Below are 15,589 nucleotides of genomic sequence, written 5' to 3'. Positions count from 1 at the left end.
TTTCGGAAGTTACTTTCACGCGCGTGGCGACATGGACCGAGAGGGGTCACGGATGACCGGGGACACGAGGGGTTTCGGAATCGGCCGGCGGAGGCTGGGTGGCGGCATACTCGCGCTCGGCGGGGCTCTCGCCCTGGCGCCGCTCCCCCTGGCGGGTGTGGCGGCGGGCGCGGAGCGCGGCACGGAAGCCTCCGGGACGGCGACGGCTTCGAGCACGGGAGGGGGAACGGGCATGACGGCAGCGACGAAGCGGCCCACCCTGCGGCACGGCTCCGCCGGACGGGCCGGACTGATCGAGGAACGGCTGAGCGAACTCGTCGAGGTGGCCGGCTCCTACCTGGAGGACTCCCCCAGACACCCCTGGTACGCCGGGGCGGTCCTGCTCGCGGCACGCGGCGGCACGGTCGCACTGCACCGGCCGATCGGGATGGCGGTCCGCTACTCGTCGTACGACGAGAAGACCGACACGGGCGTGGAGTTCCCCGCCGACCAGCAGGTACCGATGACCGAGGACACCGTCTTCGACCTGGCCTCCGTGTCCAAGCTGTTCACCTCGATCCTGGCGGTGCAGCAGATCGAACGGGGCCGGCTCACGCTGGAGGCCACGGTCGCCTCGTACCTCCCCGAGTTCGCCGGCGGCGGCAAAGGTGAGGTGACGGTACGTCAACTCCTGACCCACACATCAGGTTTCCGGGCGTGGATCCCCCTCTACAAGGCGCCGACCCGGGAGGGAAAGCTCCAGCTCGTCTGGGACGAGACCCTCGTCGCCGCTCCGGGGACGGCGTACCTCTACTCCGACCTCAATCTGATCTCGCTCCAGCTGATCCTGGAGAGGATCACCGGCCGGACGCTCGACGTCCTGCTCCGGGACGAGATCACCGAGCCACTCGGGATGCGGCGCACCCGCTACAACCCGCCCGCGTCCTGGCTGCCGGACATCGCGGCCACCGAGGACGCCCGGCTGCCGTGGTCCGGACTGGACCGGGGGCTCGTCCGGGGGGAGGTGCACGACGAGAACGCGTTCTCGCTCGGCGGGGTCGCCGGGCACGCCGGGGTCTTCTCCCGCGCCTGGGACCTGGCGATCCTCGCCCGTACGCTGCTCAACGGCGGGAGCTACGGGCGCGCCCGCATCCTGTCCGAGGAGTCCGTCGAGCTGATGTTCACCGACTTCAACACCGCGTTCCCCGGCGACGCGCACGGGCTGGGGTTCGAGCTCCACCAGCACTGGTACATGGGTGCGATGGCCACCCCCCGCACGGCCGGCCACACCGGGTTCACCGGCACCAGCCTGGTGATCGACCCGACGACCGACTCCTTCCTGATCGTGCTCGGCAACTCGGTCCATCCGGTGCGCAATTGGCGCTCGGGCAGTGCGCCGCGCGTCGCCACCGCCGACCGGATGGCACGTGCCGTCGCGGTCCGCCCGGCGCGTGGACGCACCGCGTGGTTCTCCGGAATGGCGAGCGCTTCCAGCGCCCTGCTGACGCTGCCCGCGCTGCGCCCGGGCTCCGACCGGGCCCGGCTGGAGTGCGCCCTCTGGTGGGACACCGAGCCGGATTCGGACGCCCTGTACCTGGAGGTGTCCACCGACGCGGGTACCGGCTGGCAGCCGGTTCCGTTCACCACCGTGCCCGCCGGTGCCGGAGCGCACGGCACGGCGACCGCGCATCCGACGGGAGCCGTGTCCGGCTGGTCCGGGCGGGTCTGGCACACCGTGGACGCGGAACTGGGCGCCTGGCACGGCCAGGAGATCGTGCTGCGCTGGCGCTACGCGACGGACAAGCTGTACGTGGGACGTGGGGTCTACGCCGACGCCATCAGAGTGACGGACGGCGGCCGGGTGCTCTTCGACGAGGCCCGCTCGGCCGACGCGGCCCGCGTCACGGCGGTCGGCTGGGCCCCTTCGGCCGACTGAGCCGCTCCTCGGGTGCGCGTGCGCGGTGGGCGGTACCCCGGTGGTCCCCGTCAGCGCCCCAGCGCGGCCATCGCCGCGTTGTGGCCCGGGACCCCGCTGACTCCCCCGCCGCGCACCGCCCCCGCGCCGCACAGCAGGACGTTGTCGTGCGCGGTCTCCACGCCCCAGCGGCCGGTGCGCTCGGTGGCGTAGGGGAAGGAGAGGTCCCGGTGGAAGATGTGACCGCCGGGCAGGCCGAGCTCCCGCTCCAGGTCGAGCGGGGTCTTCACCTCGACGCAGGGGGCGCCGTTCTCGTCGCGGGCGAGGCAGTGGGCGATCGGCTCTTCCAGGTGGGCGTCGAGTTGCGCCAGGGTGGCGGCGAGGAGAGCGTCGCGGGTGCCCGCGTTGTCGGCGGCGAACAGCCGGGCCGGGGTGTGCAGTCCGAAGAGGGTGAGGGTCTGGTACCCGCGTTCCGCGAGTCCGGGGCCGAGGATCGACGGATCGGTCAGGGAGTGGCAGTAGATCTCGGACGGCGGCGCGCTCGGCAACCGTCCTTCCGCCGCCTCGCGGTGGGCGGCGCCCAGCGCTTCGTACCCCTCGGCGATGTGGAACGTACCGCCGAAGGCCGCGCGGGGGTCGACGGACCGGTCGCGCAGCCGGGGCAGCCGGGTGAGCACCATGTTCACCTTGAGCTGGGAGCCCTCGGGCAGGGCGGACGGTTCGCCCGCCTCCCCGGTGAGCGCGGCGAGCGCCGTGGGTGAGGCGTTGACCAGGACACGGCGGGCGGCGACGGTGTACTCGCCGCGGTCGTCGCGGGCGGTGACCTCCGCGCGGGTGCCGTCCGTCTCGATCCGCACCGCCTCGTGCCGGGTGCGGATCTCGGCACCGGCGGAACGCGCCGCTCCGGCGAGGGCGTCGGTGAGGGCGCCCATGCCGCCGACGGGGACGTCCCAGTCGCCCGTGCCGTTGCCGATGACGTGGTAGAGGAAGCAGCGGTTCTGGCGCAGCTCCGGGTCGTGGGCGTCGGCGAAGGTCCCGATCAGCGCGTCGGTCAGGACGACCCCGCGCACCAGATCGTCGGCGAACCGCTCCTCCACGGCGACGCCGAGCGGTTCCTCGAAGAGAGTCCGCCACGCGGTCTCGTCGCCGACGCGGGCCCGCAACTCGTCCCGTTCGGGGAGGGGTTCGGTGAGGGTCGGGAAGACGCGTTCGGCCACTCGGCGTGTCATGCCGTAGAACCGCCGCCAGGCGTCGTACTCACGGTCCCCGCCGGTGAGAGCGGCGAAGCTCTCCCGGGTGCGGCCGTCGCCGACGAGCAGGCCGGTGGCCGCCCCGCCGCGCACGGCCGGGGTGTACGAGGAGACCGTGCGCCTGCGCGTGGTGAAGCGCAGCCCGAGGTCGCGGACCACCCTGTCCGGCAGCAGGGAGACCAGGTAGGAGTATCGGGAGAGCCTGGCGTCGACGCCCGCGAACGGGCGGGTGGAGACGGCCGCGCCACCGGTCGCCCCCAGCCGCTCCAGCACGAGGACGGACTGCCCGGCCCGGGCGAGATACGCGGCTGCCACCAGCCCGTTGTGTCCGCCGCCCACGATCACGGCGTCATAGCTCTGCTGGAGCGTGCTTCCGGGTACGGTCATCCGCCTTGGTAACACGTGACGGCCGCGTCCTGCCAGAGGTGGGCGCCGGCGGGGCTTCCGGGCCCCAGGGGATAGTTGGGCACCCTGGGGGTCTCCGACGGCCGCCCCAAGGAGACCGCCCTGGTCCTCGGCTCCTTCCGGCGCCGTACCGGCGGTGACGGGGATGTCGTGGTGGGCGGCAGGGGGTACCGGGGCGGCCTGACCGAACTCGTCCGGGACTACGGCCTCGACGTGGACGAGAGGCGCGTGGGGGCACGGCCGCCGGCCGCGGGAGTGGCGGTGCGCCCCGTAGCCTCCTCCGGCGACCCGGACTCCCCGGGAGCCGGTCGTTGCGGCGGAACCCACGACCGCGTTTCCGCACACCGGCCCCCGGCCGGGCTCGCGTGCGAGGATCAGGCCCATGCTGCAAGTCTGTCTGAACGGTGCCCGCGTCCGCGCCGAATGCGCTCATCTCCCCGTGACTCCTGCGGAGTTGGCCACGTCGGCCCGCGCGTCCGTCGCGGCCGGCGCCCGCGACATCCACCTCCATCCCAAGAACCGTGACGGCGAGGACACCTTGGATCCCGCCGCCGTCGCCGCGGCCGTCACCGCCGTGCGGGCTGCCGCTCCCGGGGTCCGCGTCGGCGTGACGACGGGAGCCTGGACGGCGCCGGACCCCACGGAGCGTGCCGCGCAGGTCCGTTCCTGGACGGTGCTGCCCGATCACGCTTCCGTGAACTGGCACGAGGACGGCGCGGCCACGGTCGCCGCCGCCCTGCTGGACCGGGGCATCGGCGTCGAGGCGGGCATCTTCTCGGGGACGTACGCGGCAGAGCGCTTCCTCCAATGGCCGGACCGCCACCGTGTGTTGCGCGTCCTGGCCGAGATCACGGACGTCGATCCGCGGACCGCGGTCCACGCGGCGGCCGGGCTTCTGGGAGAACTAGGCGCCGCCACGGAGTCGGCGGTCCTCCTCCACGGCGAGGACGACGCCGCCTGGGCCGTCCTGGGGTTGGCGGCTTCCCTCGGGCTGGACATGCGGATCGGCCTCGAAGACGTGCTGCGGCTGCCGGACGGGACGCCCGCCGGCAGCAACGCCGACCTCGTCCGGGCCGCACGCGCCCTCACCCGGTAGGCCGTCAGTGATCGACCGGCGAAGGCCCGTCCTCGGGAAGGTCGAAGAGCCGGCCCCGTCTGCGCCCGTTCTCCTGTCGCAGGAGAGTGATCCACACCCCGAAGTCCCCCGGTCGCAGATACGGGCAGACGAGGCGGTGCGGGATGCGGCAGCGGGTACCCGGGAGGGGTTCGGAGTCCCAGAGGTTCATGGCTCTGCCGTCCGGAGTGATGATCCAGCGGTCGTGCGGGGGGACCGTGTGGGCGGCGACGGTCGTACGGGGTTCGAGGAGGACCCAGTGGTCGGCGTAGTGGGTGAGGTAGCGGTCCTGGCGGAGATCGCAGAAGGGGCAGTCGGGCGGATGGGGCGGGCGCGGGGCGATGGCACCTTCGAGGAGAGCCTGGTAGATGTGGTCGGCACTGTCCGGTCCTGGCGCGGTATTTCCGGTATCCCCCATGTATCCAGGGTCCGGACGGGTCGTCAGGTGCGGTAGGACGCGATCCGGCCGTGCCGGGAGGGGAAGGAACGCGCGGGTGTGACGTGCGGCGACCGGGGAGGTGCTCCGTTTCTCACCCGCACCACGGGGACGGGCCGATTCCGCGCGGTACGGACTTCCCTCCCGTGCGGCCGTAGCGCTCGGCGAGGGCCCGGCGCCCAACGGCGGGACGGAGCTCGACTGTGGGACGAAGCTCAGCGGTGGGGCGACGCTCCCGGTCGGGGCGGCGCGGGCGGCACCGAGGGCTGTGGCGCTTCCGTGAAAGCGGCTGAGTGGCCCAGCTGTTGGAGGCAGCGCGCCTCGTCGTCGCGGCTCGCCACCGCGTCGGGGTGGCCGACGCCGAGCACCCGGGTACGGGCCTCGGCGACCCGCCGGTAGAGGACGAGCGCTTCCGCCCAGCGGCCGAGCCATCCGAGCGAGACGGCGATCTCGCGACAGCTCACGAGGGTGTCGGGATGGCCGGGGCCCAGAGTGCGTTCTCGTGCGGCGCAGACCGCACGCGCCTCGGCCAGCGCCCCTTCCCACTGGCCCAGGCGTCCGAGGCTGACGCCCAGACCGTGCCGGGCCCGGAGCGTCTCCGCATCGTCGGGCCCGTTCGCTTCGGTCCGGTCGTGCACGAGGGCGCGGTAGAGCTCCGCGGCTTCCGTGCCCCGTCCGAGGCGGCCGAGGCAGATGCCGATCTCCTGGCGGGTGGAGAGCGTCTCCGGGTGGGTGGCGCCCAGCACGAGGGCCCGGCCCCGCGCGACCCGCGTGTAGGTGTCCAGGGCCTCCTGCCACCGCCCCGCCCGGCCGAGGGCGTACCCCACTTCGAAGAGGGTCGCGAGGGTGTCGGGGTGGCCTGCGCCGAGGACCCGGGCGCGCGCGTCGGCGACTTCGCGGGACATCCGGTACGACTCGTCCGTGCGGCCCAGCCGGCCGAGGTTGAACGCCATGTCGTGGCGGCAGCCCAGTGTGTCCGGGTGGTCGGGGCCCCCCGTGCGCTCCCGGGCGGTGAGCACCGCCGCGTACACCCGGTGCGCCTCCGCGTGCCGCCCGAGGCGTGCGAGGACGTACGCCGTCTCCTGACGGGCCGCCAGGGTATCGGGGTGGTCGGGCCCCAGAGCACTCGCCCGCCCCTCGGCCACCTGGTCGAACTCTCCCAGCGCCTCGGTGTCGTGCCCGGTGCGGCTGAGGCAGACACCTCGCTGGTACCGGCCGGCGAGTACCTCGGAATGGGCGGCCCCCAGCAGCCGGGCGCGTTCCGTCGCGACCGCTCGGTGGATCTCTCCCGCCTCCGCCCAGCGCCCGAGACGGGAGAGGGCGAGGCCCTCCTCGTGGCGTGCGGCCAGGGACCGGAGCGCGCCGGAGGTTGCACCAGCGCTCGGGGCCGGCAGCGCCGGGGGGCGGACGCCGGTCGTCCACGCGCCGGTCAGCGCGGCGGCGTGGTCGACCGGTTCGGCGTCTCCGTGCCGCGTGCCGGCGACCCGCAGGCCGGTCGTCATCGACCGGGTCCAGAGGGGCAGTTCACCCGGACCGGCGGACGGGGACAGCGCGGGGCGGGAAGCCGGCAGGAGGTACGGGGGTCCGCCCGGGCCGGCCTCCCGCTCGCCTCCGGTACGCGCGAGGACGATCCGCCGCCGCACGGAGTCCGCTTCCTGTGGCCTCTGTTCGGGAGACTTGGCCAGCAGGTCGAGTACGACCCGCTCGAAGAACTCGGGGAGCGCGGCGCGGTGGGTGCGCGGTGGACGGGGCGGTGTGTCCCGGTGGGCGACGAGGATGCCCCAGGCGTCGTCCAGGTCGAACGGCGGTACCCCGGTGGCGATTTCGTAGAGAACGCAGCCCAGCGAGTAGAGGTCGCTGCGCTGGTCGACGCCGACCCCGCCGATCTGCTCGGGCGACATGTAGTGGGGGGTGCCCATCGAGATCCCGGTACCGGTCAGCTTGGAGGTGAAGCCGATGTCCTGGGCGAGGCGCGCGATGCCGAAGTCGCAGATCTTCACCGTGCCGTCGCTGAGCCGCATGATGTTGGCGGGCTTCAGGTCGCGGTGCACGATGCCCTGCCGGTGGGTGTAGCCCAGGGCGTCGGCCATCTGTTCGGCGATGTCGATCACGTCGTCGACGGGCAGCGCCCGCCTGCCGTTGTCCTCCAGGAGCTGGCCGAGGTTGCGCCCTTCGAGCAGTTCCATCACCAGGTACAGGACGCCTTCGTGTTCTCCGAAGTCGTGGACGACGGTGACGCCTCGGTGCTGGAGGGCGGCGGCCACCCGGGCCTCACGGCGGAACCGCTCCCGCAGGACACGGGTGAAAGAGCGGTCGTGCGGGGGGCCGGAGGGCTTGAGGCATTTGACGGCGACCTGGCGGCCCAACGACTCGTCGCGAGCCCGCCACACTTCGCCCATTCCGCCGCGCCCGATCAGATCGAGCAGCTGGTACCGGCCCTGGATCAGCCTGGTCTCCGCCATGGTCCGCCCTCGCCCCCGTCGCTCCGTCACGTACGCGCCCTCCCCGGCGGATCCAGTATGGCGGCCCTTCCCGGCAGTCGGCGCGGGTCGGGTCGGCTGCCGGGGCCGAGTCGGGCCATCGCGGTCTCGATCCGGCGGGGCGGCAACTTCCGGCGCAGCCGCGCGGGTACGGCCCGCAGGAGCCGGCCGGTGGCGCGCAGCCGCCGGTCGACGGTGGCGGCGGGCGGGACGGGGCGGCCGTAGAGCTCGTGGGCGTACGGCGGCAGGGAGTCGTAGGCGAGCGCGGCGACCCGGCTCCAGACCACCGCGCGGGCGGGCACCAGCAGTGCGGGGACGGGCGGGCTGCGCAGGAAGTCGTCCACCTCCGCGGCCTCCTCAGAAGCCGCCAGTTCGGGCCGGACCCGGTCGAAGTAGGCGTCGAGCCGGCCGGTGGTGTCGGGGACGGTGGCCGGGTCGAGCCCGACGAGCCGGGCGCTGCGGCGCTGTTCGTCGACGTAGCGGTCGGCCTGCGCGTCGCTCAGCGGGTAGCCGGAGCGGCGCTGGACTTCGAGGTAGGAGGCGATTTCCGCGCAGTGCACCCACAGGAGCAATCCGGGTTCCCCGACGCCGTAGGTCTCGCCGGTCACCGGGTCGGTGGCCGTGATGCGGCTGTGGATCCGGCGGACCCGGGCCCCGGCCTCCTCCGCCTCGTCGGTGGTGCCGTAGGTGAGGACGCCCACGAAGTCGGCGGTGCGCAGCAGCCGGCCCCAGGCGTCTTTGCGGAAGTCGCTGTTCTGGGTGACGCCCCTTACGGCGCGCGGGTGCAGCGCCTGGAGGTAGAGGGCCCGCACTCCGGCGACCCACATCATCGGGTCGGCGTGCATCTGCCAGGTGACCGTACGGGTGCCGAAGATCCCGGGGTCGGCATCGTTCATCGCGTGGGCCTCCAGCTCGGAGCGGGGGCGGCTACCGGGCGCGCGGAAGATCGTGCACCATGGTACGCCGGGCGGGTCCGGGTGCACCGGGTCGCACGGGCGGTGGGCGCGGTCGCGCCGACGACGGGGAGAGCGGGGCAGCGGATGACCGTGTGGGGACTGATCGTCGAACAGAATCTCGGGCTCGGAGGTAGGCACCGGGTGTGGTCGCCGGAGGTCCTGGGGCAGCTGGAGGGCACCCGGGACGAGGCGCTGGCGGCGCTGCGGGTACGGGCCGAGGCTTTCCGGCCGATGCATCCGGGGAGTCCTAGGAGGCGGGTACTGTACCGGCACGGCGACGGTTTCCTGCTGGTGCTGACGGGTGCGTGGCAGGACTTCCACTGCCGCTTCTCGGTGGCGGAGCTGCTCTCCGACAGCGGGACGGTGTAACTGCCCACGGCGTGTCCGGGCCGGCGGCCCCTCCCGAGCGGCCACCGGAACCCGCCCGCCCGTACCGGCCGCAGCCTCCTCCGCGCCGCGCCCGTCGAGTCGGCACCGCCCGGGCCCGGAGCGCGGCCGTACACGGGGTTCCCTCATGGTTCGGGCGGAAGGCTCTCGGCTGAGGCAGGACGGCCCGGGCCCCGGAATCACGCGCGGGGGGCCATGCGTCGGGACGACGCCCGCCCGGCACGTACCACCAGCGCAGTAGGGCGGATGACGGCAGACGCACGACGCCCTCCGACGCGTGCCCGGAGAGAGTGGAGGAGTCCCCACGACTCCAACCGGAAGGCCCGTCACCGTGGCCAGTCTCCTGTACCGCCTTGGCCTCGGGGCCTTTCATCGGCGCCTGCTCGTGATCGCCCTGTGGGGGTTGGTCCTGGTCGGCGCCGCGGTCGGTTCGGCCGTCGCCCCGCAGGCGGAGGACTCCACCACCACCATGCCGGGGATCGAGTCCCAGCAGGCGTACGACCTGATGGCGGAGCGCTTCCCCGGCGCCGCCTCGGACGGGGCCACCGCCCGCGTGGTGTTCGTCGCCCCGGACGGGCAGCTCGTCACCAGTGCCGGGAACCGGGCGGTCGTCGAGGACGTGGTGTCCGAGGCCGCCGACGCCGGAGCGGTCGCGTCGGCCGTCGATCCGTTCGCGGCCGGGGCCGTCAGCGAGGACGGTGGTACCGCCTACGCCACGGTGACGTTCAAGGAGACCGCGAACGATCTCACCGACGCGGAGAAGGCGCCCGTCCAGGACGCGATCGACGAGGCCCGTGCGAGCGGGATGACCGTCGAGGTGGGTGGCGACGCCCTCGCGGACCAGGTGGAGGCGGGCGGACCCGCCGAGGGGATCGGTGTGCTCGTGGCCGCCCTGGTACTGGTGATCACGTTCGGTTCGCTGGTCGCGGCCGGTCTGCCGCTGCTGACCGCCGTCGTCGGTGTCGGCGTGTCCGTCCTGGCGATCGGGGCGCTGGCCAGTACGTTCGGCCTCTCCTCGTCGACCAGCTCGCTGGCGTCCATGCTCGGCCTCGCGGTCGGCATCGACTACGCCCTGTTCGTCGTCTCCCGCTACCGCGAGGAGCGCGGTAAGGGCCGCACGGCCCGTGAAGCCACTGGGATGGCGGTCGGGACGGCCGGCTCCGCGGTCGTCTTCGCCGGACTCACCGTGATCATCGCCCTGGCGGGCCTGTTCGTCGTCGGTATTCCCACCCTGACCACCATGGGCTTCGCCGCGGCGGGCGCGGTCGCCGTCAGCATCGTGGTCGCGCTCACCCTGGTCCCCGCGCTCCTCGGCTTCTGGCCGAACGCCGTACTGCCCCGCCGTCTGCGCAAGGTGGCACGGAACGCCAGGAAGGCGGCCCTGCGCGGCTCCGCCTCCGGTGCGGGGCGTCACGCCCGTCGGCGTGCCGCCGTGCGGGCCGCCGACGGAGCCGTCGCCGCCGCGTCTGCCGAGGACGTCCACGCGGCGCCCAGGAACAACGGTGGCAGCCGCTGGGCGCGCTTCGTCACCCGCCGGCCGCTTCCGGTCCTGATCGCGTCGGTGATCGGGCTCGGGGTGATCGCCCTGCCCGTACTGGATCTGCAACTGGGCATGCCGGGCGCCGAGTCGAAGTCCGTCTCCTCCACCGAACGCCGGGCGTACGACGCGCTGGCCGAGGGCTTCGGCCCCGGCTTCAACGGGCCGCTCACCATCGTCGTGGACGCCCAGGGCTCGGCCGATCCCCGCAGCGCGGTGACGGACATCCACGACCGGCTGGCCGGAACGGACGGCGTGGAGTCGGTGTCCGCGCCCCGCTTCAACGAGGCCGGTGACACCGCGGTCCTGTCGGCGGTGCCGTCCACCAGCCCCACCGACACGGCCACCGTCGAACTCGTCGGCACCATCCGCGGCGACCGGGCTCCGATCGAGGCCGGCACCGGAGCCACCTTCGAGGTGACCGGGACGACCGCGCTGAACATCGACGTCGCGCAGAAGATCCAGGACGCCCTCGTTCCCTATCTGATCCTGATCGTCGGACTCGCCCTGCTGTTGCTGATGGTGGTCTTCCGCTCGGTGCTCGTACCTCTCAAGGCCACGCTCGGATTCCTCCTGTCGGTGCTGGCGGCGCTGGGTGCCGTGGTCGCCGTCTTCCAGTGGGGCTGGGGCGCGGAGCTGCTGGGTGTGGAACAGGCCGGACCGATCATGAGCATGATGCCGATCTTCCTGGTGGGCATCGTCTTCGGCCTGGCGATGGACTACGAGGTCTTCCTCGTCTCCCGCATCCGCGAGTCGTACGTGCACGGCGAGAGCCCGAAGCAAGCAGTCGTCAGCGGGTTCCGCGCCAGCGGCAGGGTGGTCGTCGCCGCCGCGCTGATCATGATGTCGGTCTTCGCCGGCTTCGTCACCGCGGACGAGTCGATGATCAAGACGATCGGATTCGGTCTGGCGATCGCCGTGCTCTTCGACGCGCTCGTCGTCCGGATGGCCTTCGTACCGGCGGTACTCGCGCTCCTCGGGCGGTGGGCCTGGTGGCTGCCGCAGCCGCTGGCGAGGATTCTGCCGATGGTCGACGTGGAAGGCGAGAAGCTCACCGGCGCGGCCGGAGCGCCGAGGCCGGACTCCACGGAGCCGTCGGAGCGGCAACCCGCCGGCGTCTGAGAACCCCTGGGGTCCGTCCCCGCCGATTCAAGGCTGCCCGTGTCCCCCACGACACGGGCAGCCCGCTCGCGACCGCGTACGAAAGAGATCACGATGAGACGGACAGCCAGAAGGAGGACGCCGATGAAGGCTCGGGCCCTCGTCGCGCGCTGGGAGCGACTCGTGCGGCGGCGCACCCTGGCCGACGCCGTGCTCGCGCTCTTCCTGTTCGTGGTGACGGTCACCGGGGGTGTCATCACCAGTACGCATCCGGACGACGGCAGTCAGTGGGTCTGGGGGGCGGTGCTCGGCGGTGCGGGAAGCCTGGCCCTGATGGCCCACCGGCAACACCCGCGTGCGACGGTGGGGGTCACCGCCGTGTGCGCTGCCGGTGCCACTGGTCTGGGGTTCCTCCTGACGCCCCTGGTCCTCGGCCCGCTGATGGCGTCGCTCTACTGGCTCGCACGGGACGAGGACCGGCACGAGGCCTTCCGCTGGGCGGCCGCAGTGGCCCTGCTGCTGGTGGGTGTGTCGCTGTTCGAGGACACGGCGAACTACTCCTTCGTGCTCCAGGCCGTCAACCCGGTCGCCTGGCTGCTGCTGATGCCCTATGTGGGAGGCGCCGTCCAGCTGCGCCGGGCGTACCTCGAAGCGGTGGAGGCACGGGCCGTGTTCGCCGAGCGGACCCGCGAGGAGGAGGCCAGGCGACGGGTGGACGAGGAACGCATCCGCATCGCGCGCGACCTGCACGACGTCGTCGCCCACCACATGACTCTGGCGAACGCGCAGGCGGGCACCGCCGCGTATCTCGCCCGCCGCAACCCCGACCCGCGAGTCACCCGGGTGCTCGAAGAGCTCGCGGGCACCACCTCGTCGGCACTGCGCGAGCTCAAGGCGACCGTGGCGGTGCTCCGGGAGGCCGGTGACACGGACTCGCCTCTCGAACCGGCTCCGGGCCTGGAGGATCTGCCCGAGCTCACGGAGTCGTTCGCGCCGGCGGGACTCCGGGTGGCCCTGCGCACCGAGGGGGACCCGCTCCCGGTCTCGTCCGGGGTCGGCCTCACCGCGTACCGGATCGTCCAGGAGGCTCTGACGAACGCGGCCAAACACGCGCACACCGATGCGGCTACCGTGACGTTGCGCTACCACCGCGACCGCATCGTGCTGACCGTCACGGACGACGGCCCCACCGGAACCCAGGAACGCCCGCGAACACCGGCCGGGGCGCCCTCGGGGTTCGGGCTGCTCGGCATGTACGAGCGGGCCCAGCTCGTCGGCGGCACGCTGACGGCAGGACGCCGGGGAGCCGGCTTCGCGGTGGTGGCGGAACTCCCTCTGCTGCCGGGCGAGCTGAGCGCCGGCGACCCCACTTGCGAACAGGACCCCACCACATGACCTGCACCGTTCTGCTGGCGGACGATCAAGGGCTGCTGCGTGCGACGTTCCGCATGCTCATCGACTCCACCGACGATCTCGTGGTCGTCGCCGAAGCGTCGGACGGGGCGGCGGCGGTCGGAGCGGTGCGCACTCATCGCCCCGACGTGGTCCTGATGGACATCCGTATGCCGGGAACCGACGGTCTGGCGGCCACCGAGGCCATCTGCGCGGACCCGGACCTGGCCCCCACCCGGGTCCTGATCCTGACCACCTTCGAGACCGACGAGTACGTGGCCCGCGCACTGCGCGCCGGGGCGAGCGGCTTCCTCGGGAAGGACGCGGACCCCGACACCCTGCTCGACGCGATCAGGACCGTGGCCGCGGGAGAGGCGCTCCTGTCGCCGGTGGCGACCCGTTCGCTGATCGCCTCGTTCGTCGGGATGCCGCCACCCTCGCCGCCCGCCGACGCGGACGCGCTCGGCGGGCTCACCCCCCGGGAGCGGGAGGTGGCGGTCCTGGTCGCGGAGGGGCTCTCCAACCACGAGATCGCCGAACGGCTGTTCCTCAGCCCGCTGACCGTACGCACCCACGTCCACCGCACGCTCGCGAAGACGCACTCCCGCGACCGGGCGCAGCTGGTCGCGCTGGCCTACCGGACGGGGCTGGTACGGCCGCCCGCCTGACCCGGCGTGAAAGCCCGGCGCCGGGCTCCCGGCCTGAGTTCTGGTGGTCGTCGCAACACCCCGGCTCAGAGGATGCGACGGACTTCGGGGTCCGGGCGGATCGACGGCCACGAGGGCCGAAGAGAGCCGCGAGCGGGCGCAAGGTCACGCGTTGCGACGACCACTGGAATCCACCGGCGGCCGGGCCTTTCCGTCTTCTCCTCGTCAGCGCTTCACGGCACGCAGGACCACGAACTTCGGGTCACCCGCGACGGTGGTGCAGTTGCCGAAGATCCGGCGCAGCTGGGTGTGGTAGCCGAGGTGTCGGTTGCCGACGACCCAGAGTTCGCCGCCCTGCCGCAGCGCGGTGCGCGCGCCGTGGAACATGTTCCGGGCGGTGGCGTCGGTGGTGGCCAGATGGGAGTGGAACGGCGGATTGGTGAGGACCAGGTCCACGCTGCCCGGCTCCACGTCGGTGAGCACGTCGCCGACGACGAAGGACGCCTCGCGGCCAGGCTCCGTACCGGCCCGGAAGGTCTCCTCGGCGGAGGCGACGGCCTGGTACGACTCGTCCGTGAAGAGGACGGAGGCGTCGGGGTTGGCGAGCGCCGCCGCGAGGCCGACGACGCCGTTGCCGCAGCCGAGGTCGACGACCCGGTCGGGGCCGGAGCGCGTGGGCAGGTGCTTCAGGAAGAAGCGGGTGCCGATGTCGAGCCGCTCGGCGCAGAAGATGCCGGCGTGGTTGACGACCGTGCGGCCCGCGGCGGTCCCGATGTCCGTGGGCAGTTCGTACCGCAGCGGCCAGGGGCTGGGCGTACTCGCCGGAGCCGGGTCGGGGGTGGAGAAGATCAGCCGGGCTTTGCGGACCGCGAGCGAGGTGCGGGTCGGGCCGACGATGCGCTCGAAGAGCTTGAGGGTGGAGGTGTGGATCTCCTTGACCATGCCCGCGCCGATGACCACGGTGCCCTCGTGGAGAGAAGGCGCGAGACGGTGCAGCTGGTCTTCCAGGAACGCCAGGCTCTTGGGCACGCGTACGAGCAGGACGTCGATCCGGTCCGGCGGAGTGTCGCGCGACGACAGCAGACGCACCTCCCCGGGGTCGACGCCGTTGCGGGCGAGGTTCGCGCGGGTGGCGCTTTGGGCCAGGAAGGAGTCCGAGATCTGTACGGGCCGGTGCCGCGCCAGCACCGTGGAGAGCGCGCCCCAGCGGTCGCCCACCACCACGACGGTGCCGGAGAGATCGACCGGGCCGGCCGGTCCGGCTTCACCGGGTTCCGCCGGGCCGTCCAGTCGATTGAGGAGGTACTCGTCGGCGGCGTCCCAGGCGCGGAAGGGGTCGCGCGGGTGCTCGGGGAAACGGGCCAGGTCGACGGGGCCCTGTGACGTCGTCAAACAGTTCATTGTGCGTTCAGGCTAACCCGGGAAGGAGCACCCGCCGTGCCGGGCGCCCCGTCCCGGAGCCCGTCGGCCTCAGGGCAGGCGCTTGTCGATGGCCGAACGGCCCTCCTCCGCGAGTGTGCGCCTGGCCCATTCCAGACTCGCCGGTGTGACGTCCCGGCCCGACGCGAGGACCAGGTCCTCCGGACTGGGATGGTCCACCGCTCCGGTGTGGAGCAGCCGGTCCGGCGTGACCTCCTCACGCGTGATCGCCTGTGCGTCACGCGTGAGGTATATGGATTCGGGATCTTGGCTCATGCCGCCTCCTCGTCCTTTCGCCAATTCTCGCGCCGCGACGCGACACGCGCATCCGAGGCCGCCAGGGCCGCCGCCACGGGAGCCTCCGCCGCGCACGACGGAAGCGAACTCGACGGAAGCGGACTCGACGGACCCGAGCGCCAACTCCCCGCGTGATGCGCCGAGGGATGCGGGCCCGACGGGTGCGACTTCTGATGCGGCAGGGGCCGACGGGACCGGCCATCACTTGACCTGCACATGATGATTACTTTCCGTTCATGCATGGAGTACGGCGCGCATGGAAGGCTGCCGAACA

The 15,589-nt window shown here is 72.8% G+C and carries 12 protein-coding genes and 1 pseudogene; 7 read left to right on the top strand and 6 right to left on the bottom strand.

Annotated elements, in window-relative coordinates; all coding sequences use genetic code 11:
• Window positions 1-52 precede the first annotated feature (52 nt).
• Entirely contained in the window at window positions 53-1,915 is a 1,863-nt protein-coding gene (locus tag OHT52_RS30495) for a serine hydrolase (protein WP_328723404.1), read from the top strand.
• A 50-nt stretch (window positions 1,916-1,965) separates the two neighbouring features.
• Here the strand turns inward: OHT52_RS30495 and OHT52_RS30490 are convergent, their stop codons facing one another.
• Entirely contained in the window at window positions 1,966-3,531 is a 1,566-nt protein-coding gene (locus tag OHT52_RS30490) for a phytoene desaturase family protein (protein WP_328723403.1), read from the bottom strand.
• 75 nt (window positions 3,532-3,606) lie between these two features.
• Here OHT52_RS30490 and OHT52_RS31580 point away from each other — a divergent pair.
• Both OHT52_RS31580 and OHT52_RS30485 read left to right on the top strand, forming a co-directional pair.
• Window positions 3,607-3,768 (top strand): annotated as a pseudogene (locus OHT52_RS31580) (TerD family protein); the annotation flags it as partial.
• A 163-nt stretch (window positions 3,769-3,931) separates the two neighbouring features.
• Window positions 3,932-4,645 (top strand): 3-keto-5-aminohexanoate cleavage protein, encoded by a 714-nt coding sequence (locus OHT52_RS30485; RefSeq protein WP_328723402.1) that lies wholly within the window; start codon window positions 3,932-3,934, stop codon window positions 4,643-4,645.
• A 4-nt stretch (window positions 4,646-4,649) separates the two neighbouring features.
• Here the strand turns inward: OHT52_RS30485 and OHT52_RS30480 are convergent, their stop codons facing one another.
• From OHT52_RS30480 to OHT52_RS30470, 3 genes are all read right to left on the bottom strand, one after another.
• Entirely contained in the window at window positions 4,650-5,081 is a 432-nt protein-coding gene (locus OHT52_RS30480) for a DUF6083 domain-containing protein (protein ID WP_328723401.1), read from the bottom strand.
• A gap of 233 nt (window positions 5,082-5,314) precedes the next feature.
• A complete protein-coding gene (locus tag OHT52_RS30475; RefSeq protein ID WP_328723400.1) occupies window positions 5,315-7,561 on the bottom strand; it encodes a serine/threonine-protein kinase in 2,247 nt (748 codons plus the stop codon).
• 26 nt (window positions 7,562-7,587) lie between these two features.
• Window positions 7,588-8,475, bottom strand: coding sequence for an oxygenase MpaB family protein (locus tag OHT52_RS30470; RefSeq protein WP_328723399.1), 888 nt, complete (start codon window positions 8,473-8,475; stop codon window positions 7,588-7,590).
• 144 nt (window positions 8,476-8,619) lie between these two features.
• Here OHT52_RS30470 and OHT52_RS30465 point away from each other — a divergent pair, with 144 nt between their 5' ends.
• From OHT52_RS30465 to OHT52_RS30450, 4 genes are all read left to right on the top strand, one after another.
• Window positions 8,620-8,904, top strand: coding sequence for a hypothetical protein (locus OHT52_RS30465; protein ID WP_328723398.1), 285 nt, complete (start codon window positions 8,620-8,622; stop codon window positions 8,902-8,904).
• A 349-nt stretch (window positions 8,905-9,253) separates the two neighbouring features.
• Window positions 9,254-11,581, top strand: a complete 2,328-nt coding sequence (locus OHT52_RS30460; RefSeq protein WP_328723397.1) for an MMPL family transporter — start codon at window positions 9,254-9,256, stop codon at window positions 11,579-11,581.
• A gap of 123 nt (window positions 11,582-11,704) precedes the next feature.
• Window positions 11,705-12,955 (top strand): sensor histidine kinase, encoded by a 1,251-nt coding sequence (locus OHT52_RS30455; RefSeq protein WP_328723396.1) that lies wholly within the window; start codon window positions 11,705-11,707, stop codon window positions 12,953-12,955.
• Complete coding sequence (locus OHT52_RS30450) at window positions 12,952-13,620, top strand: response regulator transcription factor (RefSeq protein WP_328723395.1); 669 nt, start codon at window positions 12,952-12,954, stop codon at window positions 13,618-13,620. Before OHT52_RS30455 ends, OHT52_RS30450 begins: the two co-directional genes overlap by 4 nt.
• A gap of 204 nt (window positions 13,621-13,824) precedes the next feature.
• On the opposite strand, the gene OHT52_RS30445 is transcribed toward OHT52_RS30450, so the two are convergent.
• Complete coding sequence (locus OHT52_RS30445) at window positions 13,825-15,000, bottom strand: methyltransferase (RefSeq protein ID WP_328723394.1); 1,176 nt, start codon at window positions 14,998-15,000, stop codon at window positions 13,825-13,827.
• 69 nt (window positions 15,001-15,069) lie between these two features.
• Complete coding sequence (locus OHT52_RS30440) at window positions 15,070-15,294, bottom strand: hypothetical protein (RefSeq protein WP_328723393.1); 225 nt, start codon at window positions 15,292-15,294, stop codon at window positions 15,070-15,072.
• Window positions 15,295-15,589 lie beyond the last annotated feature (295 nt).

The organism is Streptomyces sp. NBC_00247 (genome assembly GCF_036188265.1).
In the GTDB taxonomy this organism is placed as follows: domain Bacteria; phylum Actinomycetota; class Actinomycetes; order Streptomycetales; family Streptomycetaceae; genus Streptomyces.
The sequence above is the reverse complement of the archived record's forward strand: the minus strand, read 5'-3'. Positions and strand labels throughout refer to the sequence as shown.